Origin of the sequence: Xanthomonas sp. 3058 (assembly GCF_014199765.1) — a bacterium.
In the GTDB taxonomy this organism is placed as follows: domain Bacteria; phylum Pseudomonadota; class Gammaproteobacteria; order Xanthomonadales; family Xanthomonadaceae; genus Xanthomonas; species Xanthomonas campestris_B.
In genome coordinates this window covers 21,492-43,523 of the sequence record NZ_JACHOF010000008.1, presented here as the reverse complement: position 1 = coordinate 43,523, position 22,032 = coordinate 21,492, and the positions used below count along the sequence as shown (strand labels likewise).

Sequence of the window (22,032 nt, the reverse complement as noted above, 5' to 3'; positions counted from 1 at the left end):
CTCGCTCACTTAGGCAGCACCGCCGAGAAGTCGACATCCTTTGCAACGTAAACGTTCAGGACCGTTCCTTGATTGATCGTCAGCGTCCCAGGGCGACGGCCGGATTTTTCTACGGCTTGCTGAGCGAGCTGCTGAATGCTTTGTGCAGTGTTGCTCTCAAAAGGCTGCTGCGTGACGATACCGGAACCTAGGCCAATCGTGGTTGTTTGGGGGCCGTACTCGGCTGCCGCGTACTTGAACGCGTCGCTCAACAGACTGACGAACAGGGCCGAAGCGATCTTGTTGCCCCAATGCGCATCGTACTGGCCTGGATGACCAGCGCTGCCAAGCGTATCGATACCAGGGCCGACCAACGTCACATCAAGTCCGGTTGGCGTGGTCACGCGATCCCAGACCACCTGCATACGCCGCGATGAGGGCTCACCTGCACCGTATTGGCCCAACATCTTGGAGCCCTTCGGCAACAACAGATTGTGACCATTAATCGAATAGACCGGCTCGGTGACGATGCAGGACGTGTAGCCGCCAAAATCAGAAATGATCCGCGTCTCCAGAATGCAGCGGATATAGGTTCCGCGCACAAGCAGACCGTCAGGATTGCTGATCGGCTTGGCCAACGTCAGCTGTTCTTCCTGCGCCACAGGCTGTGCACCGGGCTGCCCCGGCATACCGGCGGCAGCCCCACCTGCTCCCGCCGACGACTGTTCGGCCAGAATGCGGCGCTCCAACAAGGTTGGACCACGCGGGCGCTCCTGGTCAGACCCACTAGACACACTATCGATGTCATCAATCGGCGGAGGCGGCAAGGGCGGAAGACTGGGCTGTTGCGCTAGGGCAACCGGCGCCGTGTCCAAAGGAGCAGTCATATTTTGCGGAAGCGCTGGCGCAACGACCGTCTCTGCGCGTGGCTTCGGCGTTTCCGAGTCGTCAGACCCCTGCTTGACCAGCCAGAAAATTGCCAGCAGCAACAAACCGGCGATCAGCGCGAGGAAAACCAGCGCCTTACGATTCAGCCGTTTGATGTCGCTGGATCGCAGTACGGGTTCGTTCGCATCCAGATCGGGCTCTGCAGCCGACTGCTGGCGTGCGAAGTAGGGGTTACTACGCTCGTCGTACTCGTGATTTACGCGCCCTTCCCCATGGTTGCCCTGGGAGCGCTCATCGGGGCTGTTTGGAATATTCGAGTTCACTTTTGCTTGTTCCTTCGCAGACCGATGACATTATCGCCATGACGAACCACCAGGAAAGGGTAGGTTCCATGCACGATCAAGGTATTACCCTCGACGGTCGTATTCACGAGAAAGTCCTCGCTATGCTCTTTTTCACGAGCAAACACCGCCGGAAAGTTACCCGTGGGAAAGCGTGTCAAATCCATATTGATGTAAGTGAACTTACCGTCGTCGTAAACACGACTTGGAACCAGCGAGGACTTCTTAACCCGAGTCGAGTAATCATAGTCGTAGTAGTAACGCCGATCCTTGAGAATCTTTGCGTTCAACAACGGACCATTCTTGGCGGCCGCGGCGTCTTCAACATTATTGAAACTGGTGTCTTTCGGATAACTGAAAACGACCTTGTACTGCACGCCGGCTTGCTTGGCCTGCTCCAGACGTTGCCAGTCGGTTGCAACAACCTTGAGCTCTAGAATATAGGAGTGCGTTGCGGTACGAATCATCATATTCGTATCGACATCAACATTCTTTGGCTTCAAATAAAAGACATTTTCCCGACGAGTAAGCTCCCAACCGCCGGTAAAACCGGTACTGTAATCGAGGATCTTTTCATTCGGACTGAGTTCGACCTGGGTAGTAATGCCCAGACCGGTACGCACCTGATAAATACGATCAGGCGCATACTCATACTCCTGCACCACCTGAGCGGCGGCCGAGAATGCACAGAACGCGAGTGGCAGCGCTGCAGCCAATGCCGCCCTGTAGGGGTTAAAGGGTTTCATCGACCGCTTGCTCCATTGACATTGTTCGGCATCCCTTGGGGTTGGATCGTGGGCTGAGCTTGAGGTTGACCCGCAGGCTGGGCCTGACCGGGATATCCGGGCTGCATCTGTTGCACCGGCGCACCACCTGGTGTTGCGGGCATACCCTGCTGCATCGGCATACCGGTTTGTGTCGCGGCGCCAGCCGCATTCGGATCTACCACGCCAGGGGCGACTTGCTGCTGGTTTGGAGTCTGAGGGACAGGCTGCGGCTGCGTGCTGATCGAAGATGGTGCAGCAGGCAATGCCGAATAATCGTTATCGACACGATAGTCGGTTACGCGGAAGCCCAAGGGGTTTTCCACCCTGAGGCTATCGCTCATCTGAAGGTTGTCCTGGTAGACGAATCCCATCGTCGCAATTTTATTATCCAGCAATGTCGTCGCGGTGGAGGCCTTGTCGTAGACATTCCGCTGGAAACGCACCGTCGCACCGGTGTACGGTTGACCCTTGCCACCGATAAGCGTGATGCTGAGAATATTGACGCGAATCGATTTCATCCGACCGTACGTGTTGAAAGGCCTCATCGGGTTGTTGCCGGAATGCAACGTACGGTACTCAGCCAGCACATTGGTGGCCGCCATCGCGGCGACAGTGTTCCAGTCACGGTCACCGATCGTAGATGCATCAAACGATTCACGCGCCAGGATGAAACGCGCGATATTGCTGCGCGCCAACGCCTCGCTGGTACTGATCGTGCGCCCGCCATAATTGGCTTCGAGCTTGGCGATGGTGCTGGTACCGGAGTAAGCATCGGCCATCACCAGATACGGAACCTTCTCCTTCAGCGGCAGCATGTAGTAGTAGCCACCGGCCGTCATCACGGTGATGAGCATGGAAACGGTCGCGACGATCCATGCGCGCTTTTCACTACGGCGTGCGATATCAGCGATGCTGACCTCGTAGTTCACCGCTTTTTGGACAGCTGCACCCACTTGAGCAGACCCATCCTTCTCACTGACCTTCTTACGCAACATGTCTAGATCCGTCACCGTAAGGCCTTGTCAGGCCTAGAACTATCGCCGCGACGAGCGCGGACATGGAAAGCTTGAACGAATTGACCGACCGGATACCCATGGGACATGGCGTCCGAAATCGACCTTTAAAGCTTGGTTCCAGACGACACCGGGACCGGCTGTACCAACAGCTTGTTGGCCGATACCGAAACCGAGACCCCCTGCGCTGCATACGCTGCGCTCAGTTCAGTCGCTGCCTGTTGCACACTGGTTGTGCTGATGCTGGATACGGGTGCAATCAGGGTGTAATCCGACGGCAGGTTGTAGGACAGCTGCATGTTGGAATCCGCAGCCCAACGCTCCAGCATGGTCTTCAGCGTGCCGTCCATCGGCGTTGCCTGATAGGTGTAAGAGGTGTAGAGCGGAATTTCAGTTGGTGATTCATCAAAATGGTTGACGGGCTTCCAACGTCCACCAAAATCGGGAGCAGGCTTGGTCGCGCAGGCGCCTACCAATGCAGCGACCATCAAGACCAGCGACAGCTTGGACACATACATCGGCTTCACTCTGACTTCTCCAACTCATGAAATTTCGGGCTTAAGACGGACAGCACGACGCCCCCGCCCACCGGCAGGTGGCAGAGAAAAAATGCGTTTACGGAACCAATCGAGCGCGCACGACCACCCGCCCCGGCCAAAACGGCCCTGCTGGGATCACACATAGGCGCCACAGATGAACATGAATACACTGAAGAACCGTCCATAGCTTCAATCCTGTACGGCCTGTCCGGCGCCGCTCCCCTAACAAAGCTTCACAACCACAAATTCTTGCTAACTTTGCCCTTAACAAGTAGACGAGTCAAGAATTACCGCACCGCGCCCAACCTACATTCGTGACGATCATCACACTTTTATGGAAAGCGTTTTCACCTCGGTCTTCGGAAGCAGACGGGCTGTGAAATGACGATCTTCGTAATACCGGATCTTGTCGCATTTCACCGGGTGCGGGATGCCCTCGTAAAGGAAGACTTCCTTTTCGTTGCCCATTGCCTTGAGTTCCTGCGGGAGCATCAAGGCACGCCGCTCCTCCGAGGTGCTGCGCGTGGTCTCCCTGCCACGGGTGATGTTCTTCTTCTTGATGGTCGTGTAACCAAGCATCTCCGAGTAGTCGTTCGCGTCTTGCTGTTCCCGCGGCGCGTACAGAATTTGCAAGGCGTGGTTGGTGATGATCGTTCTTGACAGATCCTTGCCATAGGTCGCGTCCAGCTGCGCCATGCTCTGGATGATCGGCAGCAGACGCAGGTTGTAGCCGGCCATGTACGCGACCGCAGTCGCGATGATGTCTACCTTGCCGATGGAGGTGAACTCGTCCATCAACAGCAGGCACTGATACTTCAACTCCGGGTTGGACTTGGGAAGTTCGCGGGTGTTGAGGTTGATTATCTGACTGAAGAGCAAGTTGATGATCAGGCGGCTTTCGGCAAGCTTGTTGGGCTGGATGCCGATGTAAATGGTCATCTTCTTCTTGCGGAGATCGGTCAGCAGGAAATCGTCTGCGCTGGTTGCCGCATCCAGGACAGGATTGATCCACGCGTTGAGCGGCTCCTTCAAGGTGCCCATGATCGAGGCGAAGGTCTCATCCGCCTGGGACAACATGTTGGCAAACGCGGAGCGTGCGTTGCCGCTGAGGAACCTGCGCTCGGAGAGCGACTTCAGGTACTTCTTGAGATCGGTGCCATCACCGGACGACAGGCGGTAGATGCCACCCAGTGTCGGGGCGCCCGCCCCACCGGGGAAGCCAAGCTGCAGCTCCTCATCCCGGTTCTCGAATAGATACAAGGCGAACGCCATGAAGGCGTTACGCGCCTGACTGACCCAGAATTTCTGGTCGTCGGACCCATCCGGGTACAGCATCGCCGCAATGCTCATCAGATCCGAGACACGAAATGCAGGATCGCTGGAGACGTAGGTCAGCGGATTCCAGCGATGCGTGCGGCGGTCTTCTGCAAAGGGATTGAACAGGAACACCTCGTGTCCCTGACTTGCGCGCCAACCGCTGGTCAGGTCGAAATTCTCCTGCTTGATGTCCAGCACGACGATCGATTCCTGATACTCGAGCAGATTGGGAATGACCACGCCGACACCCTTGCCCGAGCGCGTCGGCGCGGCGAGGATCACGAACTGCTGTCCACTCAACCTGACGAGTTTGCCGTTGAACTTGCCGACGACGATGCCGTTGCCGCTCGGCTTGAACAAGCCATGCTTGGAAAGATCGGATGCCCCGGCGAAGCGCGCATCACCATGCAGCGCTCGCGCCTTGGGCTTGACCATGAGCACAACCGCGATGGCCCAGATGATCCCCGGCACACCGAAGCCGATGATGCCGGACATCTTGATCTTGCTCGCGTAAGGCGCTACTTCCGGCAGGCTCAGCGCCTTGAAGTAACGGTAGTAGGTATCCCACGCGTACAGCCCGGTATCGAGCCGCAACAGCAGCAAAGTCAAATATCCAGACAGCAGATACCCAACAAGCAATGTCACCACGGTGGCGATTGCAATTATCTTTGGCTTGGACACGCGCCCTTACTCCTTGGGTTGCAACTCAACGGCAATTTAGCGGCGGACGCCATGTTTATGATCGATGGAGTCAGCCTTGCGCCCACCGCTTTCGCTCTCGACGAGCGAGTCGATCCAGACCTTGGCTTGATCCAATGAAAGATCCGGCGTTAGCCGCGTTCCGGCATCCGTCACCACCGCATAAGCCACCACTGCGTCGGGCGCATAGGTTTCGTCGCGGGTGATTGCCACGACACGGTAGCCTCCCCTGGTCAGCACGGTGTGCTGATACTCGTCCATCGCCAGCCTTCCTTTTCGTCAGCGCGGAAGGGATGCTAAAGCAAGACGCGTGATGGAGAAAGCGGTTTCGGTAACGCCGACGGAACCGCGAGTTCAGGCGATGGCGTCGAAAACCGCCAAGACTCGGATGGCGGGCGCACGACCCCATGCCGCCGCCCTGCGCGACGCCGAAGCGATTCGAACATCAAGCAAGAAGAGCTCGCCGGGGGGCGGCGATTGGGCAGGTAGAGCACTGCCATTAAAAATGGCCGCATCAGGAGGAAACCAGGGGCCTCTAGCTACAGCGCTTGGTAAGGACGGCCAGCGCCTGAAGATGGAGATCAACAAGGCGGCGTAGAGCTCGCGTGACCTGCACCAGGTGACCCCAATGCAACTTCCCGAAACATCCCGTGTAACTCAGATGAGTTCTTTGAAACCACTCAAGTCGCCATGTCATCCGCACTTGCAGTGGTGGGCGGTACAGGGTTCGAACCTGTGACCCCTACCATGTCAAGGTAGTGCTCTACCGCTGAGCTAACCGCCCGTTTCCTGCGTCAGCATTGCGCTGTGCAGGGCGCGCATTCTAGCGCAGGGTTTTGATCACCACAAGCCCTGCCTGCAGCGGGCCTGTCGCCCCACCCTAGCCCAGGCTCGCGGCTTTCAGTTTCTGGATCTGGTCGCGAATCTGTGCGGCCGCCTCGAACTCCAGATCCTTGGCGTGCTGGTACATCTTCTGCTCCAGGCTCTTGAGCTTGCTGGCGATCTCTGCGGGCCCCATCGCGCGGTAGTCGGGCATCTCTTCGGCCACCTGACGCGACTTCGAGCGCCCCTTGCCCGCCTTCTTCTCGGCGGCATCCTCGCGCGCACCTTCCATGATGTCGGAGATCGGACGCGCTACCGACTTGGGCGTGATGCCGTGTTCCAGGTTGTACTCGACCTGCTTCTCGCGACGACGATCGGTCTCGTCGATCGCGGCCTGCATCGAACGCGTCATCTTGTCGGCATACAGAATGGCCTTGCCGCGCAGGTTGCGTGCGGCGCGCCCGATGGTCTGGATCAGCGAACCGGTCGAACGCAGGAAGCCTTCCTTGTCTGCATCCAGGATCGCCACCAGCGACACTTCCGGCATGTCCAGGCCTTCGCGCAACAGGTTGATGCCAACCAGCACGTCGAACTTGCCCAGGCGCAGGTCGCGGATGATCTCCACGCGCTCCACCGTGTCGATATCCGAATGCAGATAGCGCACGCGGATGCCGTGCTCACCGAGGTACTCGGTGAGGTTCTCGGACATGCGCTTGGTCAGCGTCGTCACCAACACGCGGTCGCCGAGCTTGATGCGCTCGTGGATTTCGGACATCAGGTCGTCGACCTGCGTTCCGACCGGGCGGATTTCCACGACCGGATCAATCAAACCGGTCGGGCGCACCACCAGCTCGGTGATCTCGCCCGCGGACTCGCGTAGCTCGTAGGGACCTGGCGTCGCCGAGACATAGATGCTGCGTGGCGAACGCGCCTCCCACTCCTCGAAACGCAGTGGCCGGTTGTCCAGCGCCGACGGTAGACGGAAACCGAACTCCACCAAGGTTTCCTTACGCGAGCGATCGCCCTTGTACATCGCGCCGATCTGCGGAATGGTCACGTGCGACTCGTCGATGACCAGCAGCGCATCTGGCGGCAGGTAGTCGAACAGCGTCGGCGGCGGCTCGCCGGGGGCCTTGCCGGTGAGATGCCGCGAGTAGTTTTCGATGCCGTTGCAGAAGCCGACTTCGGCCATCATTTCCAGGTCGAACTGGGTGCGCTGCGCCAGGCGCTGCGCTTCGACCAGCTTGTTCTGCGAATACAACTGCTCCAACCGTTCCTTCAGCTCATCCTTGATCGTGTCCACCGCACTCAGCGTGCGCTCGCGCGTGGTTGCGTAGTGCGTCTTTGGGTAGACGGTGTAGCGCTGCAGCTTGCGCAGCGTTTCGCCGGTCAGCGGATCGAACAAGGTCAGCTGCTCGATGTCGCCATCGAACAACTCGATGCGCAAGGCCTCGGTATCGGACTCGGCAGGAAACACATCCAGCACTTCGCCACGCACGCGGAATGCGCCGCGCGTCAATTCGAATTCGTTGCGGGTGTACTGCAGATCGGTGAGATGGCGGATCAACTGGCGTTGATCGATGTGCTCGCCCACTGACAGGATCAACCGCAGCGACAAGTAGTCTTCCGGCGCGCCCAGGCCGTAGATCGCCGACACGGTGGCCACCACCAACGAATCGCGGCGCGACAGCAAGGTCTTGGTCGCCGACAGGCGCATCTGCTCGATATGCTCGTTGATCGAACTGTCCTTCTCGATGAAGGTGTCCGACGACGGCACATAGGCCTCGGGCTGGTAGTAGTCGTAGTAGCTGACGAAGTATTCCACCGCGTTGTGGGGGAAGAACGACTTGAACTCGCCGTACAACTGCGCCGCCAGCGTCTTGTTGGGCGCCATCACCAGGGTCGGCTTCTGCACCTGTTCGATCACGTTGGCAATGGTGTAGGTCTTGCCCGAACCGGTCACGCCCAACAAGGTCTGCTTGGCCAGGCCGGCCTCGAAGCTGGCCACCAACTTGTCGATGGCTGCCGGCTGGTCGCCGGCTGGGGAGTACGGGGATACGAGCTGGAAACGGTCGGTCATGGAGCGGGTCTCGGGGGAGGACTACACGAAGCCGGAGGTCACGATCGGGAAAAATCTGACGCCCCATCAAGTAGGGTCAGACGTTACCTGAGCTATGGCCGCCGTAGAAACTGCTTTCTCCATGTCAAGGAGAAGCGCGATGCCAGCAGTGACTCGTTCGTGCACGAAAGGGTACACGGCAGTCGAACTACTGATCGTGATGGCACTCATCGGGATCATGGCGACCATCTGCCTGCCCAGCTTCAGGACGTTGATCGAATGGCAGCGAGCGCAGACACGGGTTCACCTACTCACCGGGCATCTAGCGATGGCCAGGAGTCTTGCTATCACTCATCGCATACCTGTCAGTGTCTGCCCATCGATTGATGGGGCGAGTTGCCGATCCGACCGGGACTGGAGCCAGGGATGGATTCTCTTCAAAGACCCGATGCGTAGCGGGCAACCTGCAGACGCAGCCTCAATCCTGCGGATTGAGCAGTACCCAGCAAGCGACAACATCAGCGTTACCGGAACGCTTGGCAGATCACTCGTTCGATTTCTTCCCAGCGGCCGCAATAGCGGTAGCAACATCACCATCAGCCTATGCACCCGCGCGCAGCGCCTGGCCGACGTTGTCGTCAACACCTCGGGGCGTGCGCGATCTGTCCGCTATACGCGGCCCACCAGTTGCCCCGCGCGATGAACTTCCGTCAAAAACAGAAGAGGCCGCGACTAGTCGCGGCCTCTTCAACATCTTGATCTTGGCGCCCGAAGTTGGACTCGAACCAACGACCCCCTGATTAACAGTTAGCGCTACTGAGCTTACGAATCAGCGACTTGCCTCACTTATTTTTCCCAGCGGCTGACGCCGGAGGCCTAGTGCGCGCGTAGGCGTCCTGCCAATTTTCCCGACCCTTGCGGTCACCGGCCACGCCCTAAATGGCTCAAGAATGCGTTCTCCGGGCGGTCACCTCAGCTCGGATCCTGGCCTCATGGCGCACTGCCCACATGACGGTGCCACGTCGCCCCTGGTCGAAGCTGCTGCAGTCACGCTGGACAAAGGGTGCGAAGGGTTTGCCAGCCGGCACCGACCTTTGGCGCTCCAGCAGCACGTACCACTCGCCAGTGAGTCTCTGCACCAACCTGGCCACCTCTTCACCCTCGAAGAAAAGCGCTGTCGGTGACCCCATCGCGCCCTGCCAAGGCCTGTCCCAGCGGAAGCCAGGCGGCAGCTCAGGTTCATCGCCGGCATCGATCGCGCTCATGCAGCAGTGACCGACATATATAAGGTGTGCTGCTGACCACCGTGCTTGTTGCCCAACTGGCTTCCGCGCTTGAGCACGGCCACGGCCTGGTCTACCACCCACCAGCGCTTCCCGCCCGCCGCGTCGACGGGATCGAGGTTTGCCTGCGGAGCATCGTGGGTCAGCGACATTGCGGGGGAACCGGTCGTAGCGAGTGGTGTGGCAACCCACTCTAGCGCGCCCCAATCTCAATTTTTCAGATGACCACGGGAAGGAGGTAATCTAGGTAATCCGCCTCCAGAAATGGGCATATTTCCTTATTTATCAATTACTTATAAGAAAATATCAAAGGTAATTAAAGGGTAATTGAGAGGTAATGGGATTACCTTTTGGGGAGGTAATCCCATCCCCAAAAAATATCCTTCAATTTCAATCACATAACCTTTCCATGGGGTGCCGATTACCTTAAATCACCCCAAAAGGTAATCCATAATTTCCCATTGATATCAGTCGCTTAGGCCTTGTTTCAGGTCTCGGATTACCGATTACCTGGTTCCGATGGTCATGTGCCGAAATGCACCCGGCGGTCAAGCCAAGGAAAGCAGCCGTACTCACCCGCAAAGCGCCCTAGGCGCGCAGGGATCTGCAGGGAAGAGAGGCCCCCTTGAATCGTACGGATCGGTAACAGCAGCGCGCCCTAGGCCCACCCTGCGGGGGTGCAGCGAAAACCGTGCATGAAGACCGCAGGCGTGGCGGGGCGACGATTGCGCGCCAGCGCCGAGGCGGGTTACAGGAGATGACGCGGATGTCGCGGGCGACAGCGGTTGCAGCATCTGCAACTGAATGCGAGGATCCCTATAACAATGGAGAGGAAGGACGAGGTATGTTTAGGAGCCAAATCCGACACAGCGAAATCACCGCGTTGCTTGAGAAGGTACGCAAGCGTAGCTACGGCACTTACTTGACGAAGATGACGCTCAGAAAAGTGCGCGGGTTTCAAGGAGAGCCAATCACCTTCGACTTTCCTGTAACAGCCATCATTGGTCCCAACGGAGGTGGGAAGACAACTGTTTTAGGCGCTGCTGCCTGTGCTTATAAAGCAGTACAACCTAAGCGCTTCTTCGCTAAAAGCGGGAAATACGATGAGAGCATGCAAGACTGGACAATCGAACACGAACTTATCGACCGGGGAAAAGATAGTAGAGACACGATAAAGAGGACCGCCCGCTTTGCGCGCCAGCGGTGGAATCGTGACGCCCTTGATCGCAAGACTTTAGTGTTTGGCGTTTCTCGCACCGTGCCAGCAATCGAGCGCAAAGAGCTTAGTAGCTACGCGTCCAATAACTTTGTAGTTAAAGATCAGGATATTCACGAACTAAGTGCTGACGTCGCCTCAGCTGTGTCGAAAATTCTAGACAAAGATGTGAGTGCATTCCGCCGCATGGAGGTTGATAGCAGGGGGACTGTCACTCTGCTAACAGGCGCCACAAAGACAGGCACAACCTATTCAGAGTTTCACTTTGGCGCAGGTGAGTCTAGTATAATCCGGATGGTTAATGAAATTGAGTCAATTGTCGATGATGAGCAACCCCTCATAATAATTGAGGAGATCGAGAACGGCCTGCATCCTGTCGCAACTATCCGCATGGTCGAATATCTAATTGACGTCGCCCAGCGCAAAGGTGTCCAGTGCATCTTTTCAACACACTCAAATGATGCACTCAAGCCGCTACCCAACGAGGCGATTTGGACTGCAACAAATGACCGCTTATTCCAGGGAAAGCTGGACATCGCATCCTTGCGCGCAATCACTGGACAGGTTGAACAGAAGCTCGCGATTTTTGTAGAAGATGATTTTGCGAAAATGTGGCTTGAGGCAATGCTACGCCAGCAGGGCTACAGTCTTGATCACATCGGTATATTCCCAATGCAGGGTGATGGGACCGCCGTGAAAATGAATGAGTACCACAACAGAAATCCGGCCCTCACGGTAAAGTCAATATGCATTATTGACGGTGATTCAAAAGAAGTGAATGATGCTGAAAAGCGTATATTCAGACTGCCTGGAGCCGCGCCAGAGCTCGTTGTCTTTGAACAAGTTCTGGCTAAGTGGCCACTAATAGGCGGGAAGGTTAGCGTAGGTCTATTTCAGGAATTGGCAGCAGCAGATCGCATAAAAGTTATTTGTGACGACACCGGTCGCCAGTGCCGAGATCATCATCTATTGTTCGCCCAACTTGGCGAGCACCTGAATATGATTCCAGCATCATCCGTCGCAATGGCGTTTGTGAATCAATGGGCGCAAGCGTACCCCGAATTAGTGGAGAATCTTCTTAACCCTTTAGCATCGTCGCTGCCACGCGAAACGCCGCCTCCTGCATCAGGTTCTAGTAAGACAGAAGGGGACAGTAGTGCCCCCTCCTAACTGATGAGCGGAAACTAGGCCAGAGATTTAGGTGCCGCATCTCTTAGCCTTTGGTCGGCGATATTGAAGTAGGTCGAATCAAGCTCAATACCAAGCCATTGGAAGCCCTCCAGGTCGGCGGCACAAAGCGTTGTGCCACTACCTGCAAACGGGTCTACGATCCGCCCTCCGGACTCACATATCTGCACGAGCTTCCTCATCAGCTCTGTAGGCTTCCCGGTTAGATGATGCTTGTCGGCCTTGCGTACCGACTCACGGATGACACCTGGCAGCACCGGCGCACGCCGATCAAGCGACATGTTGCCCTTGCTGCCCCAGACGATGTATTCGGCCTGGTTGCGGAAGCGCCCCAGCTGCGGCCGCACGCCCTCGGTCTTGTCCCAGACAGTGATGCCGCGCCAGGTGAAGCCGGCGATCTGCAGCGCGTCGGTGGTCAGCGGCAGCTGCCGCCAATCGGTAAACAGCAGCACCGGTGCGCCGTCCTTGAGCACACGCGCGCATTCGGACAACCACAGGTGCATCCATTTCAGGTGCGAGCGTTGGTCGCGTTCGTCACCGACAAAGTCGGCATGCAGTTGCGCGCCACCGCCTTGGACGTACTTCTGCGATGGCGGCTTGGCCCGTGCCACAGCAGTGAGACCGCCGCTGGCATACGGCGGATCAGTGATCAGCGCGTCGAACGAATTCGCTTCGAGCGTGGGCAGGATGGTCAGGGCGTCGCCCTGCAGGAGCTGGTTTTTCATGGTGAGAGCCTTCTTGGATTCGCTCGCGGCGATCGGAGGTGAGGCTCTCGGCCTTCAGGTGATTGAGCGTGCCGCAACGCGGGCACTTGATCTGGATTTCATCGAAGGCGCCGGCCTTGCACAGCAGGCGGGCGCATTCGCCACAACGGAGGTTCTTGAGCATTGCGTGGTCTTGCGGTGGGAAAGGATTACGCGGTCGCGGGCGGCGCGTACGGGGTGAACGAGATCACCTCATCGCCTACCCAGTCGTTGATCTTCAGCATGCGCGCCTGCAGCGGTTCCAACTCGTTGGCGGCCCACACGGCAGCGGCCTCACGGATCGATCCGAAGCCGCCTGCGTTCTGCGGCACGATGCCCATGAGTTGCGGCGGGATCCGCAGCGCGGCCAGCATGTCGTCGCGGGTGATGCCCTTGATGCCGCTGAACTCATCCTTGGCCGCCACTTCGCTGACCGGGATCAGCTTCAGCCCGTCCTTGTTGCCGCCTGGCGAGTACAGGAACAGGTTGCGGAAGTTGCCCGGCCCCTTGGCGCCCTTCATGGCGTTGCGCAGCGCGTCGACGTCTTCCTGGCTCTGCTGCGGGTCGGTCAGGTACAGGATGAAACCGGCGTGCGAGCCGTTGTTGTAGTACTTGCGGCGGAACAGCGTGGCCGATTCGTTGAGCAGCGCGGACTGCATCGCCGGCATCCACTCGGGCAGGCCGTAGAGCTCCTGATCGACATCGGCTTCGCGCAGCTGGAACACGCTGCCCGGCTCGAACACGTGCTCGTCATGCCAGGTGCGTACTTGGAAGTACTCACCCTCGGTGATGCCGCGCCGCATGTACTTGGACAACGGCGCAGCCAGCGACAGCGCACCGCCCATGCGGTTGCGGCGGCGCTCAAGGTAGCCATTGCCCAGCGTGATCCAGTCCAGCGACAGCTGCTCGAAGGCCTCGCGCGTGAGTAGCCGATGCGGCTTGAAGGTGCGCGCCAGCATGTTGCGCTTGAAGATCAGCCCTGACTGCAGGAACGGATTGCTGCGCGTGGTCTTGGACAGGCCATCCAGCGCCACCGGCGGCTCGTACCAACGCCCGTTCTGCCAGCACTCCAGATAGTCCAGCACCCCGCGCCCATCGAGTACCGGCGTCGGGTCGCCAAAGGTGAACGCCTCGGTGCGTGCGGGCACAGCTGGCGCTGCAGGCGCGGGGGCGGGCAGCTGGTCGGTCAACATCAAGAGATCTCCATGAAGCCGGAGTTGCGCGCGGTGCGCCCTTCCAGCGGTTCGTTCTGCAGCGCGTGGAACAGTGCCCACGCCAGGTCCGCGTGGCCGGTCTCTTCCGAGCGGCCAGCGGTGAAGGTGGATTGCCGGCCGCTGGCCGTCATTGTCTTGCGGATGGCCATCAACGACTGCGCCACGTCGGTCCAGCCAGCATCGAACTCCAGCCGGCCGTTGTGGATGACGTCGAACGCCTTGAGCACCAAGCGGGTCTTGACCTCGGGCGAGTAGCTGAAGGTGACCAGATTCGGGAAGAACTGCTTCACCAGCTGCGCCACGCCGCTACCCATGCCGGTGGTGTCGATGCCGATGTAGGTCACCCAGTACCGGCGCGTGATGCGCTCGATCTCGGCCGCCTGCTTGGCAAAGTTCATGCCCCGGAACTGGATCCGCTCCAGCAGCCGGAACTTGCCGCCAGGCAGCTGCGGTGGCGCCAGCACGACCAAGCCGGCGGTGTCGCCGGTCTCGGCCGGGTCGTAACCGATCCACACCGCGCGATCGCCGTAGGGGCGCGCAGCAAACGGTTTGTAGTCCTGGCCCCACTCGACCCAGCTATCGACCATGCACGGCTGCAGCATCGCCAGCGGGAAGATGCTGGCGCCGTCGTCGACGAACTCACACATCAACAGGTTGGCGAAGGCGTCCGGGCTGTATTCCTCGCGCAGTTCGTCGATGTCGAACAGGTCGCAGCCACGGCGCTGGGCGTCGAGGATGTTGACGATCTGCCGCCAGGCGCGATCCTGGCAGCGGCGCCCACCGGCCAGCGCGTCATGCGAGACATCGATCTGGATCCGCTGGACGGCCGGTTTGCCCTTGTTGCGGCGCTCGCCGGTCCAGAACGTGTAGGCCTCGTGGGCCATGCTCGATGGCGTGCTGAAGTAGGTCTTCCGCCACTTCTTGTGCATCGCCATGCCGCTGGCGACCTTGTTCAATTCGTTGAACCCGTAGGTCCAGAAGAATTCGTCGAAGTAGAAATTGCCGTGGTAGCCCTGCGCGGTGCGCGCATTGGTGCCCAGGAAGAACAGCTCGGCGCCATTGGGAAACACGATGCTGTCGCCGCCGGAGAGCGTCTCGTCGATCGTCTCGCGCACAAACTGCTGCATGTAGCCGCGAAACAGATGCGCCTGCGCCTTGGAGGCGCTGAGGAAGATCTGATTGCGCCCGGTGGTGAGCGCATCGATCAGCGCCTCGCGAGCGAAGTAGTACGTGGCACCGATCTGGCGCGACTTGAGGATGATGCGGGTGCGCTCGTTGCTCGCCCGGTACCAATCGCGCTGGTAGTCGAAGCAGCCCTCGATGAACGCGGTGGTCAGCTGCTCGACCTGTTCCTCAGTGAAGTCGTTGCGCTTGGGCTTCTTCTTCGGGCCAGCGTTGCGATTGGCGACAGCCGGATTCAAGTCGGCCTCGTTGCCGCCGCCCTGGTAGCGCTGGATGCGCGCCTGGCGCTCCAGCTGCCGATGCAGCAGATCGATTTCCTTGAAGTCGCCGCCGGACTTCTCCGGCTTCATAATCAACACAACCAAGCGCGCTTCGAGCGCGCCACCGATGCGCTCAACGTTGTCTGCGCGATCCCACTCGTCACGCGCCTTCCAGCTGTGTACAGTCTTGTCGTTCTCGCCGATGGCCTGCGCAATTTCGGTCACGCGCCATCCCATCCAGTACAGGAACTTGGCCTGTCTGCGGGTGTCCATCGGGAGCTGGGTGGCAACGCTTTGCATGCCGACCAGGGTGCAGCCCACCTCTTAATCCCGACAGTTGAACGACGCGTAATCGCCTGGTTTACACGGTGATTGCGTTGCTGCGTTGTGCGTCGCGTTTGACCATGGGTCATCGCAAACGCATCCAGCGCAGAGGACACCCATGTCGGCCAAGGCCAAGAAGTTCCGTTCCAACTGGTTCCGCGTGGCCGTCGAAGGCGCCACCACTGATGGCCGCACGATTCAGCGCAACTGGATCGAGGACATGGCCGCGACCTACAACCGCGAGACCTACAACGCCCGCATCTGGATCGAGCACATGCGCAGCCTGCTGCCGGACTCACCGTTCCGTGCGTATGGCGATGTCACCGCCGTCAAGGCCGAAGAGGTGGAGATCGACGGCAGCAAGCGCCTGGCGCTGTTCGCCCAGATCGAGCCGACTGCCGACCTGATCACCATCAACAAGTCCAAGCAGAAGCTCTACACCAGCATCGAGGTGCAGGAGAAGTTCGCCAATACCGGCAAAGCGTATCTGGTCGGCCTGGCCGTGACCGATTCGCCGGCCAGCCTGGGCACCTCCATGCTCAGCTTCGCCGGCCAGAACCCCGAGGCCAATCCGCTGGCCGATCGCAAGCAGTCACCGGGCAACCTGTTCACCGTCGCCGAAGAGACCGCACTGGAATTCAGCGAGGTCAGCGAAGGCCCGGTCGCCAATCTGCTGAGCCGGATCCGCACTGCGCTCAAGAGCGAGGACGCCACCGGCATCACGCCCGAGCAGTTCGCCGATCTCGGCGAGGGCGTCGAAGAGATCGCCGAGCACGTGCGCGGTCAGGACGAACGCTTCAACCGCCTGCAGGCCGAGCACGCCGAGCAAAAGACCAAGCACGAACAGCTTGCAAACGACCTGGCGCAGCTGCGCGAGTCGCTCTCGCAGCAGGCCGACCCCGCACAGCCCACACGCCCGGTGGTCACCGGCGGCGGCGCGGCCGTGCTGACCGACTGCTGATCCCACACAACGCACACACACACACGCCGCCAGCGCCCCACCTTCGGAGCCACCATGCAAAACGCCACCCGCCTGCAGTTCAACCAGTTCGCCGAGCAGATCGCCAAGCTCAACGGCATCACCTCCGCCTTCCACTCGTTCGCCGTCGATCCGACCGTGCAGCAGAAGCTGGAAACGCGCATGCAGGAATCCAGTGAGTTCCTCTCCAAGATCAACATCATCCCGGTGGACGAATTGTCCGGCCAGAAGGTGGGCATCGGCGTCACTGGCAGCATCGCCAGCCGCACCGACACCGGCGCCGGCAATACCCGCACCCCGCGCAACGTGGCCGCACTCGACAAGAACGAGTACGTCGCCAAGAAGACCGACTTCGACACCGCGATTCCGTATGCGCTGCTCGATGCCTGGGCCAAGTTCCCGGACTTCCAGGCGCGCCTGCGCGATGCCATCGTCAAGCGCCAGGCGCTGGACCGTCTGCAGATCGGCTTCAACGGCACGCATGCCGCCGCCGACACCAACCGCGACGCATTCCCGCTGCTGGAGGACGTCAACATCGGTTGGCTGCAGCAGTACCGCACCAACGCCGCCCAGCGCGTGCTGGCGAGCGGCAAGACGGCCGGCAAGGTGGTCATCGGCACCGGCGATGGCGCGGACTACCGCAACCTCGATGCGCTGGTGTTCGATGTGGTGAGCAACCTGCTGGATCCGTGGCACCGCAAGGATCCGAGCCTGGTGGTGGTGCTCGGCCGCGATCTGATGCACGACAAGTATTTCCCGATGGTCAACAAGGACCAGCCGGCCAGCGAGAAGATCGCCACCGACCTGATCTTGAGCCAGCGCCGCGTCGGCGGCCTGCAGGTGGCCGAGGTGCCGTACCTGCCGGACGGCGCGCTGATGGTCACCTCGCTGGCAAACCTGTCGATCTACTACCAGACCGGCGGCCGTCGCCGTTACATCCAGGAAGTGCCCGCCCGCGATCGCATCGAGAACTACGAGTCCTCCAACGATGCCTACGTGGTCGAAGACTACGGCCTGGGCTGCGTGGTCGAGCACATCGAGATCGAGGCCTAAGCCATGGCCGACAGTCCCGCCAAGCGTCACCACAGCCGCGTGCTCGCCGAGTTGGAAGCGGCGCAGCGCGCTCCGCACCAGCTGATGGCCGGTGCAACGGCCTACGAGCAGCACATGGCGCAGCTGCAAAGCGATCGCCTGCGGCTGAAGCAGATCCAGTCCACGCAAGGCAAGGCTGCACTCAAGGTGCAGCTGCTGCCGACCTACGTGCCGTATCTGGCTGGCGTGCTGGCCGGTGGCCAGGGCGCGCAGGACGAGATCGTCCTGACGTGCATGGTCTGGCGCATTGATGCCGGCGACTATGCCGGCGCGCTGGAGCTGGGCGCCTACGTGCTCAAGCACGGCCTGCAGATGCCCGACCGCTTCTCCCGCACCGTGGGCTGCGTGCTGGCCGAGGAAGTTGCCGAGGCAGCGTTGTCGGCGCAGAAGACCGGCCAGGCCTTCAATGCGGCGGTCCTGGCCGACACCGCCACCCTGACCGCCGAGCAGGACATGCCTGATGAGGTGCGCGCCAAGCTGCACCTGGCGCTCGCCCGCGCCTCGCTGGCAGACATCACCGACGAGACGCCCGCCGACCAGGCGCAGCCGATCGCCGCCGCAGCTGTGGCCGACCTGCAGCGCGCCATCGCACTGCACGGCAGCTGCGGCGGCAAGAAGGATCTGGAGCGCGCCGAGCGTCTCTTGAAGAAGTTCAGCGCTGAGCCTGCAGGCGACAGCGCATAACCGAGCGTCCCCGCAACCCTCGCCGGCTCGGGGCCGATCCACAGCAATGCATCGCTGCGGTGACGCCCCGACCACCGGCGATCTCTTCCGAGCCATCCATGAGCGGATTCACTGCCACCGGCACCACCAGCGCCACGCCTGATGCGATCGCCAATGCGCCGTTCTGGCCAGCGATCGCACCGACCAGCGTGCGGGCGAGCATGCGCCTGGATGGCACCGTGACCGATGCGCGGCTACGTCACGCGATCGTAGCCGCCATGCTGGCGGTCAACGATGAGTTGCAGACCTGGGCCGACACGCAGCAGCGTGCCGGCTACGCAGCGCTGGCCGATGTGCCCAGCACCACCGTCGATGGCGTCCCGCGCCGCGTGCAGCTGTACCTGCGCGCCGTTGCGTGTGCCACCGCCGTCGAGGTGGCAGAGCGTTACCGCAGCTTCGACGCGACTGACAGCGCCAATCAACGCGCCGACGACCTGTCGCCGAGCATCACCGAGCTACGCCGTGACCAGCGCTGGGCCGTGCGCGACTTGCAGAACCTACCGCGCAGCACGGTGGAGCTCATCTGATGCGCGTGCACGCCATGCAGGGCGACACCGTCGACCTGCTGTGCTGGCGCCACCTGGGCAGCACGGCCGGCCTGGTCGAGCGCACCTATCTCCTCAATCCCGGCCTGGCCGAACTGGGCGCCGTGCTCCCGCACGGCACGCCGGTGGAGTTGCCCGAGGTAACCACCACCACGGCGGCGATGACGCCGCTTGTGCAGCTATGGGACTGATCCGATGACCGAACCCACCTCCGTATCGAGCGGCTTTTTGATCGCCACCGGTGTGGGCCTTGCCTCTGTGCTGCCTGGCATCGACGGCGACGCGCTGATCGGCGCCTTCGCGGGCGGCGCGTTGTTCGTGGTGTCCGCCGCCAAGCAGCCGCTGCTGGCGCGGCTGATCTACTTCCCGGTGAGCGTGATTGCCGGCTACCAGCTGGCGCCGGAAATCCTGCGCTGGTTGCCGATCAAGTCCAGCGGCGTAGCCGCCTTCGCCAGTGCGGCGTGCGCGATCACGGTGACGCTGGGCCTGATCGAAAAGAGCAAGTCGTTCGACTTTTCCTTCCTACGTCGTGGAGGTCCGCCCAGTGCATAGCCTGGTCACCGTCCTGACGTTGATGGCCTCACTCGCCATCTGCGTCCGCCTGCTTACCTACCACCGCCCGGTCGACGCACGCCATCGACGCGGCGCCGGCTGGTGCGCGTGGTTGCTGATCGCCAGCACTGGCGGCCAGGCGCTGCACATCTTGCTGGCCGGCGCCGGCTCGCAAGTCAGTCTCTGGCACCTGGGCACGTTGATCGTGCTGGCGGTGCTCACCTACCGCGCCCAGGGCAATGTGGCGCGCATCCTGAAGGTCGATTGATGTTCACCGATACCCAGCTCGCCTCGATCATGCAGTGCTCGCCGCAACGCGCCCAGCGTTGGCATGGACCGCTGCTCGCCGCAGCTAACCGCTTCGGCATCACCACCCAGCGCCGCGCCGCGCACTGGCTCGGCCAGGTCGGCCACGAAAGCCTAAGCCTGTCGCGCATGGAAGAAGGGCTGACCTACACCACCAGCGCTCGGCTGCTGGAAGTGTTTGGCGCGCGTATCACGCCGGCCCAGGCGCCCAAGTTCCTACGCAACCCGGAGGGCCTGGCCAACTTCGTCTACGCCGACCGCCTGGGCAACGGCAACGAAGCCAGCGGCGATGGCTATCGCCACCGGGGCCGTGGTCCGATGCAGCACACCTTCCGTGGCAACTACCGCCGCGTCGGCGTGCTGATCGGCTTGCCGGTGGAAGAGCAGCCGGATCTGTTGCTGCAGATCGAACCCAGCGCACTGGGTGCGGCGGCGTACTGGCAAGACAATGGCCTGAACGCGCTGGCCGATACGGGCGACGTGCTGGGCCTGGGCCGCAAAATCAACCTGGGCAACGTGCGCGCCAAGCGCTTGCCCGAAGGCTACAGCGATCGCGTCACGCGCACGAAGCGCGCCCTGCAGATCCTGGGTGTCAGCTGATGGTCACGCGCCTGATCATCCTTCTGGCGCTGATTGCAGTGCTCGTCGGTGGCTGCGTGTGGCAGGAGCAGCGCGTCAGCGCCGCGCAGAAAGACCGCGACGCCGCGCTGCAGGCCAAGCGTCGGGCCGAGGCGGAACGCGACAGCGCCAAAGGCTCCACCACCGTCGTCACGCAGTACGTCGACCGCGTGCAGATCGTGCGCGAAGCCGGCACCACCATCACCCGCGAGATCCCGATCTATGTCACCCAGAAAGCAGACGCTGCTTGCGCTATCCCTGCTGGCTTTGTGCGGCTGCATGACGCCGCCGCCTCGGGCAACCCTGCCGGGCCGCCCACCGGAGATCCTGATGCGCCGGCCGCAGGCATTACGCTCTCTGGTATTGCCGGCACCGTCGTCGACAACTACACCAGCTGCCACGCCACCGCCGCGCAACTGAGCGCGCTGCAGGACTGGATCGACCTGCACGCACCGGTGCCGGCGCCATGATCAAGCCCGCCAGCCTGCGCGCGCATCTGGTGGCGGCATTGCCCGACCTTGCGCGCGACGCCGACCGGCTGCTGGTGTTCATCGACGCCGGTAGCCTGGTCAGCACGTTCCAGCCGGGGCTATCGTTCGAGTACCAGTACACGCTCAACCTGATCCTGACCGACTACGCCGGCCACCCGGACAGCGTGATGCTGCCGCTGCTGGAATGGGTGCAGGTCAATCAGTCCGAGCTGCTCTCCAACCCGGCGCGCCGTGGCGACATCGCTTTCGAGGCCGACATCCTCGCCAACGATGCCGTGGATCTGTCGATCAAGTTGCCGCTGACCGAACGCGTGGTCGTGACCGCAAAGGATGGCGGCGGCTACGACATGGCCCACGCGCCCGAGCCGACGATCGATCCCACATGGATGAGCTGACCGCGCTGGAGAACTGGGCGGCGCCACTACTGGCACGCCTGCAGCCAGACGAGCGTCGCACGCTGGCCCGCAAGATCGGAACGGAGCTAAGGCGCTCGCAGAGCCAGCGCATCGGGAAGCAACAGGCGCCCGATGGCTCGCCTTACGCACCGCGCAAGCAGCTGCTGCGGCAGAAGGCCGGGCGGATCAAACGCGCGAAGATGTTTGCCAAGCTGCGGCAGGCCAAGTTCTTCAAGGTCAGTGCCAGTCCCAATGCTGTGAGCGTGGGATTCGTGGGGCGTGTGTCGCGCATTGCGCGCACGCATCAAGAGGGTCTGACCGAGCAAGTGCGGCCTGGTGGTCCAAGGGCACGCTATGAGAAACGCGTGTTGTTGGGACTGACTGCCGGCGACCACGAACAGATCCGCGACATGCTCATCGAGCACTTGAGTCAGTAAGCGCGCGTCCTACGTGGCAAGCTGGTTGGCTCACGGCCATTGCGAAGTGACGCTATACGC

The 22,032-nt window shown here is 60.9% G+C and carries 26 protein-coding genes and 1 tRNA gene; 14 read left to right on the top strand and 13 right to left on the bottom strand.

The genetic code is table 11. From position 1 onward, the window contains the following. Positions 1-5: 5 nt before the first annotated feature. The 6 genes from GGR61_RS12105 to GGR61_RS12080 all read right to left on the bottom strand — a co-directional run bounded on the left by GGR61_RS12105 (position 6) and on the right by GGR61_RS12080 (position 5,804). Entirely contained in the window at positions 6-1,190 is a 1,185-nt protein-coding gene (locus GGR61_RS12105) for a TrbI/VirB10 family protein (RefSeq protein ID WP_184621614.1), read from the bottom strand. Next, positions 1,187-1,954, bottom strand: coding sequence for a TrbG/VirB9 family P-type conjugative transfer protein (locus GGR61_RS12100; RefSeq protein ID WP_184621612.1), 768 nt, complete (start codon positions 1,952-1,954; stop codon positions 1,187-1,189). The genes GGR61_RS12105 and GGR61_RS12100 overlap by 4 nt, the downstream gene beginning before the upstream one ends. Further along, the gene (locus GGR61_RS12095) at positions 1,951-2,970 is read right to left on the bottom strand and encodes a type IV secretion system protein (RefSeq protein WP_184621610.1); all 1,020 of its coding nucleotides are present in this window, start codon (positions 2,968-2,970) and stop codon (positions 1,951-1,953) included. The genes GGR61_RS12100 and GGR61_RS12095 overlap by 4 nt, the downstream gene beginning before the upstream one ends. 125 nt (positions 2,971-3,095) lie before the next feature. Beyond that, on the bottom strand, positions 3,096-3,506 hold the full coding sequence (locus GGR61_RS12090) for a TcpQ domain-containing protein (protein WP_184621742.1): 411 nt from the start codon (positions 3,504-3,506) through the stop codon (positions 3,096-3,098). Positions 3,507-3,851: 345 nt separating this feature from the next. Further along, positions 3,852-5,525, bottom strand: a complete 1,674-nt coding sequence (locus tag GGR61_RS12085) for a type IV secretory system conjugative DNA transfer family protein (protein WP_184621608.1) — start codon at positions 5,523-5,525, stop codon at positions 3,852-3,854. 36 nt (positions 5,526-5,561) lie between these two features. Next, positions 5,562-5,804 carry a hypothetical protein gene (locus tag GGR61_RS12080; RefSeq protein ID WP_184406822.1) on the bottom strand — a complete coding sequence of 81 codons (243 nt, stop codon included), beginning with the start codon at positions 5,802-5,804 and terminating at the stop codon, positions 5,562-5,564. 52 nt (positions 5,805-5,856) lie between these two features. On the opposite strand from GGR61_RS12080, the gene GGR61_RS12075 reads away from it, so the two are divergent. Then, positions 5,857-6,141, top strand: a complete 285-nt coding sequence (locus GGR61_RS12075) for a hypothetical protein (RefSeq protein ID WP_184621606.1) — start codon at positions 5,857-5,859, stop codon at positions 6,139-6,141. A gap of 111 nt (positions 6,142-6,252) precedes the next feature. Here the strand turns inward: GGR61_RS12075 and GGR61_RS12070 are convergent. Beyond that, positions 6,253-6,327, bottom strand: a tRNA-Val gene (locus tag GGR61_RS12070). 96 nt (positions 6,328-6,423) lie between these two features. After that, the gene (gene uvrB, locus GGR61_RS12065; RefSeq protein WP_184621604.1) at positions 6,424-8,445 is read right to left on the bottom strand and encodes an excinuclease ABC subunit UvrB; all 2,022 of its coding nucleotides are present in this window, start codon (positions 8,443-8,445) and stop codon (positions 6,424-6,426) included. Between the two features lie 94 nt (positions 8,446-8,539). Here uvrB and GGR61_RS12060 point away from each other — a divergent pair, with 94 nt between their 5' ends. Further along, positions 8,540-9,127, top strand: coding sequence for a GspH/FimT family pseudopilin (locus GGR61_RS12060; protein WP_326520628.1), 588 nt, complete (start codon positions 8,540-8,542; stop codon positions 9,125-9,127). Positions 9,128-9,685: 558 nt separating this feature from the next. Here GGR61_RS12060 and GGR61_RS12055 read toward each other — a convergent pair. Further along, positions 9,686-9,859, bottom strand: a complete 174-nt coding sequence (locus tag GGR61_RS12055) for a hypothetical protein (protein ID WP_184621600.1) — start codon at positions 9,857-9,859, stop codon at positions 9,686-9,688. 539 nt (positions 9,860-10,398) lie between these two features. On the opposite strand from GGR61_RS12055, the gene GGR61_RS12050 reads away from it, so the two are divergent. After that, positions 10,399-12,093: an AAA family ATPase gene (locus tag GGR61_RS12050; RefSeq protein ID WP_221237375.1), complete on the top strand. Its 1,695-nt coding sequence runs from the start codon at positions 10,399-10,401 to the stop codon at positions 12,091-12,093. A gap of 14 nt (positions 12,094-12,107) precedes the next feature. On the opposite strand, the gene GGR61_RS12045 is transcribed toward GGR61_RS12050, so the two are convergent. From GGR61_RS12045 to GGR61_RS12030, 4 genes are read right to left on the bottom strand one after another with little or no spacing between them, the layout of a single operon-like run. Then, positions 12,108-12,836 (bottom strand): site-specific DNA-methyltransferase, encoded by a 729-nt coding sequence (locus tag GGR61_RS12045; protein WP_184621598.1) that lies wholly within the window; start codon positions 12,834-12,836, stop codon positions 12,108-12,110. After that, a complete protein-coding gene (locus GGR61_RS12040) occupies positions 12,754-12,999 on the bottom strand; it encodes a Com family DNA-binding transcriptional regulator (RefSeq protein ID WP_010364016.1) in 246 nt (81 codons plus the stop codon). The genes GGR61_RS12045 and GGR61_RS12040 overlap by 83 nt, the downstream gene beginning before the upstream one ends. A gap of 25 nt (positions 13,000-13,024) precedes the next feature. Then, complete coding sequence (locus tag GGR61_RS12035; RefSeq protein ID WP_184621597.1) at positions 13,025-14,047, bottom strand: phage portal protein; 1,023 nt, start codon at positions 14,045-14,047, stop codon at positions 13,025-13,027. Next, positions 14,047-15,810 (bottom strand): terminase ATPase subunit family protein, encoded by a 1,764-nt coding sequence (locus GGR61_RS12030; protein WP_184621738.1) that lies wholly within the window; start codon positions 15,808-15,810, stop codon positions 14,047-14,049. Before GGR61_RS12030 ends, GGR61_RS12035 begins: the two co-directional genes overlap by 1 nt. 142 nt (positions 15,811-15,952) lie before the next feature. On the opposite strand from GGR61_RS12030, the gene GGR61_RS12025 reads away from it, so the two are divergent. The 11 genes from GGR61_RS12025 (at position 15,953) to GGR61_RS11975 (ending at position 21,972) form a co-directional block, all read left to right on the top strand. After that, the gene (locus GGR61_RS12025; protein WP_184621595.1) at positions 15,953-16,795 is read left to right on the top strand and encodes a GPO family capsid scaffolding protein; all 843 of its coding nucleotides are present in this window, start codon (positions 15,953-15,955) and stop codon (positions 16,793-16,795) included. Positions 16,796-16,849: 54 nt separating this feature from the next. Next, positions 16,850-17,866 (top strand): phage major capsid protein, P2 family, encoded by a 1,017-nt coding sequence (locus GGR61_RS12020; protein WP_184621593.1) that lies wholly within the window; start codon positions 16,850-16,852, stop codon positions 17,864-17,866. Between the two features lie 3 nt (positions 17,867-17,869). After that, the gene (gene gpM, locus GGR61_RS12015; protein ID WP_184621591.1) at positions 17,870-18,589 is read left to right on the top strand and encodes a phage terminase small subunit; all 720 of its coding nucleotides are present in this window, start codon (positions 17,870-17,872) and stop codon (positions 18,587-18,589) included. Between the two features lie 98 nt (positions 18,590-18,687). Further along, a complete protein-coding gene (locus tag GGR61_RS12010) occupies positions 18,688-19,155 on the top strand; it encodes a head completion/stabilization protein (protein WP_184621589.1) in 468 nt (155 codons plus the stop codon). After that, positions 19,155-19,364 carry a tail protein X gene (locus GGR61_RS12005; protein WP_005917735.1) on the top strand — a complete coding sequence of 70 codons (210 nt, stop codon included), beginning with the start codon at positions 19,155-19,157 and terminating at the stop codon, positions 19,362-19,364. The genes GGR61_RS12010 and GGR61_RS12005 overlap by 1 nt, the downstream gene beginning before the upstream one ends. Before the next feature lie 4 nt (positions 19,365-19,368). Next, positions 19,369-19,725 carry a phage holin family protein gene (locus tag GGR61_RS12000; RefSeq protein WP_005929454.1) on the top strand — a complete coding sequence of 119 codons (357 nt, stop codon included), beginning with the start codon at positions 19,369-19,371 and terminating at the stop codon, positions 19,723-19,725. After that, positions 19,718-19,993, top strand: a complete 276-nt coding sequence (locus tag GGR61_RS11995; RefSeq protein ID WP_005922189.1) for a phage holin family protein — start codon at positions 19,718-19,720, stop codon at positions 19,991-19,993. The genes GGR61_RS12000 and GGR61_RS11995 overlap by 8 nt, the downstream gene beginning before the upstream one ends. Then, on the top strand, positions 19,993-20,631 hold the full coding sequence (locus GGR61_RS11990) for a glycoside hydrolase family 19 protein (protein WP_184621587.1): 639 nt from the start codon (positions 19,993-19,995) through the stop codon (positions 20,629-20,631). Before GGR61_RS11995 ends, GGR61_RS11990 begins: the two co-directional genes overlap by 1 nt. Then, complete coding sequence (locus tag GGR61_RS11985) at positions 20,631-21,119, top strand: hypothetical protein (protein WP_184621585.1); 489 nt, start codon at positions 20,631-20,633, stop codon at positions 21,117-21,119. The genes GGR61_RS11990 and GGR61_RS11985 overlap by 1 nt, the downstream gene beginning before the upstream one ends. After that, positions 21,116-21,535, top strand: coding sequence for a phage tail protein (locus GGR61_RS11980; protein ID WP_184621583.1), 420 nt, complete (start codon positions 21,116-21,118; stop codon positions 21,533-21,535). The genes GGR61_RS11985 and GGR61_RS11980 overlap by 4 nt, the downstream gene beginning before the upstream one ends. After that, positions 21,523-21,972, top strand: a complete 450-nt coding sequence (locus GGR61_RS11975) for a phage virion morphogenesis protein (RefSeq protein ID WP_184621581.1) — start codon at positions 21,523-21,525, stop codon at positions 21,970-21,972. The genes GGR61_RS11980 and GGR61_RS11975 overlap by 13 nt, the downstream gene beginning before the upstream one ends. The last annotated feature ends 60 nt before the right edge of the window (positions 21,973-22,032 follow it).

What these genes read in the sequence shown, in the direction of transcription:
- GGR61_RS12045 (WP_184621598.1), bottom strand. Translation starts at nt 12,836, where the DNA reads ATGAAAAACCAGCTCCTGCAGGGCGACGCCCTGACCATCCTGCCCACG.
- GGR61_RS12040 (WP_010364016.1), bottom strand. Translation starts at nt 12,999, where the DNA reads ATGCTCAAGAACCTCCGTTGTGGCGAATGCGCCCGCCTGCTGTGCAAG.
- GGR61_RS12035 (WP_184621597.1), bottom strand. Translation starts at nt 14,047, where the DNA reads ATGTTGACCGACCAGCTGCCCGCCCCCGCGCCTGCAGCGCCAGCTGTG.
- GGR61_RS12090 (WP_184621742.1), bottom strand. Translation starts at nt 3,506, where the DNA reads ATGTATGTGTCCAAGCTGTCGCTGGTCTTGATGGTCGCTGCATTGGTA.
- GGR61_RS12100 (WP_184621612.1), bottom strand. Translation starts at nt 1,954, where the DNA reads ATGAAACCCTTTAACCCCTACAGGGCGGCATTGGCTGCAGCGCTGCCA.
- GGR61_RS12005 (WP_005917735.1), top strand. Translation starts at nt 19,155, where the DNA reads ATGCGCGTGCACGCCATGCAGGGCGACACCGTCGACCTGCTGTGCTGG.
- GGR61_RS11980 (WP_184621583.1), top strand. Translation starts at nt 21,116, where the DNA reads ATGATCAAGCCCGCCAGCCTGCGCGCGCATCTGGTGGCGGCATTGCCC.
- GGR61_RS12020 (WP_184621593.1), top strand. Translation starts at nt 16,850, where the DNA reads ATGCAAAACGCCACCCGCCTGCAGTTCAACCAGTTCGCCGAGCAGATC.
- GGR61_RS12095 (WP_184621610.1), bottom strand. Translation starts at nt 2,970, where the DNA reads ATGTTGCGTAAGAAGGTCAGTGAGAAGGATGGGTCTGCTCAAGTGGGT.
- GGR61_RS12060 (WP_326520628.1), top strand. Translation starts at nt 8,540, where the DNA reads ATGGCCGCCGTAGAAACTGCTTTCTCCATGTCAAGGAGAAGCGCGATG.
- GGR61_RS12075 (WP_184621606.1), top strand. Translation starts at nt 5,857, where the DNA reads ATGGAGAAAGCGGTTTCGGTAACGCCGACGGAACCGCGAGTTCAGGCG.
- GGR61_RS11985 (WP_184621585.1), top strand. Translation starts at nt 20,631, where the DNA reads ATGGTCACGCGCCTGATCATCCTTCTGGCGCTGATTGCAGTGCTCGTC.
- GGR61_RS12025 (WP_184621595.1), top strand. Translation starts at nt 15,953, where the DNA reads ATGTCGGCCAAGGCCAAGAAGTTCCGTTCCAACTGGTTCCGCGTGGCC.
- GGR61_RS11975 (WP_184621581.1), top strand. Translation starts at nt 21,523, where the DNA reads ATGGATGAGCTGACCGCGCTGGAGAACTGGGCGGCGCCACTACTGGCA.
- GGR61_RS12080 (WP_184406822.1), bottom strand. Translation starts at nt 5,804, where the DNA reads ATGGACGAGTATCAGCACACCGTGCTGACCAGGGGAGGCTACCGTGTC.
- GGR61_RS12030 (WP_184621738.1), bottom strand. Translation starts at nt 15,810, where the DNA reads ATGCAAAGCGTTGCCACCCAGCTCCCGATGGACACCCGCAGACAGGCC.
- GGR61_RS12000 (WP_005929454.1), top strand. Translation starts at nt 19,369, where the DNA reads ATGACCGAACCCACCTCCGTATCGAGCGGCTTTTTGATCGCCACCGGT.
- GGR61_RS11990 (WP_184621587.1), top strand. Translation starts at nt 19,993, where the DNA reads ATGTTCACCGATACCCAGCTCGCCTCGATCATGCAGTGCTCGCCGCAA.
- GGR61_RS12055 (WP_184621600.1), bottom strand. Translation starts at nt 9,859, where the DNA reads ATGTCGCTGACCCACGATGCTCCGCAGGCAAACCTCGATCCCGTCGAC.
- gpM (WP_184621591.1), top strand. Translation starts at nt 17,870, where the DNA reads ATGGCCGACAGTCCCGCCAAGCGTCACCACAGCCGCGTGCTCGCCGAG.
- GGR61_RS12010 (WP_184621589.1), top strand. Translation starts at nt 18,688, where the DNA reads ATGAGCGGATTCACTGCCACCGGCACCACCAGCGCCACGCCTGATGCG.
- uvrB (WP_184621604.1), bottom strand. Translation starts at nt 8,445, where the DNA reads ATGACCGACCGTTTCCAGCTCGTATCCCCGTACTCCCCAGCCGGCGAC.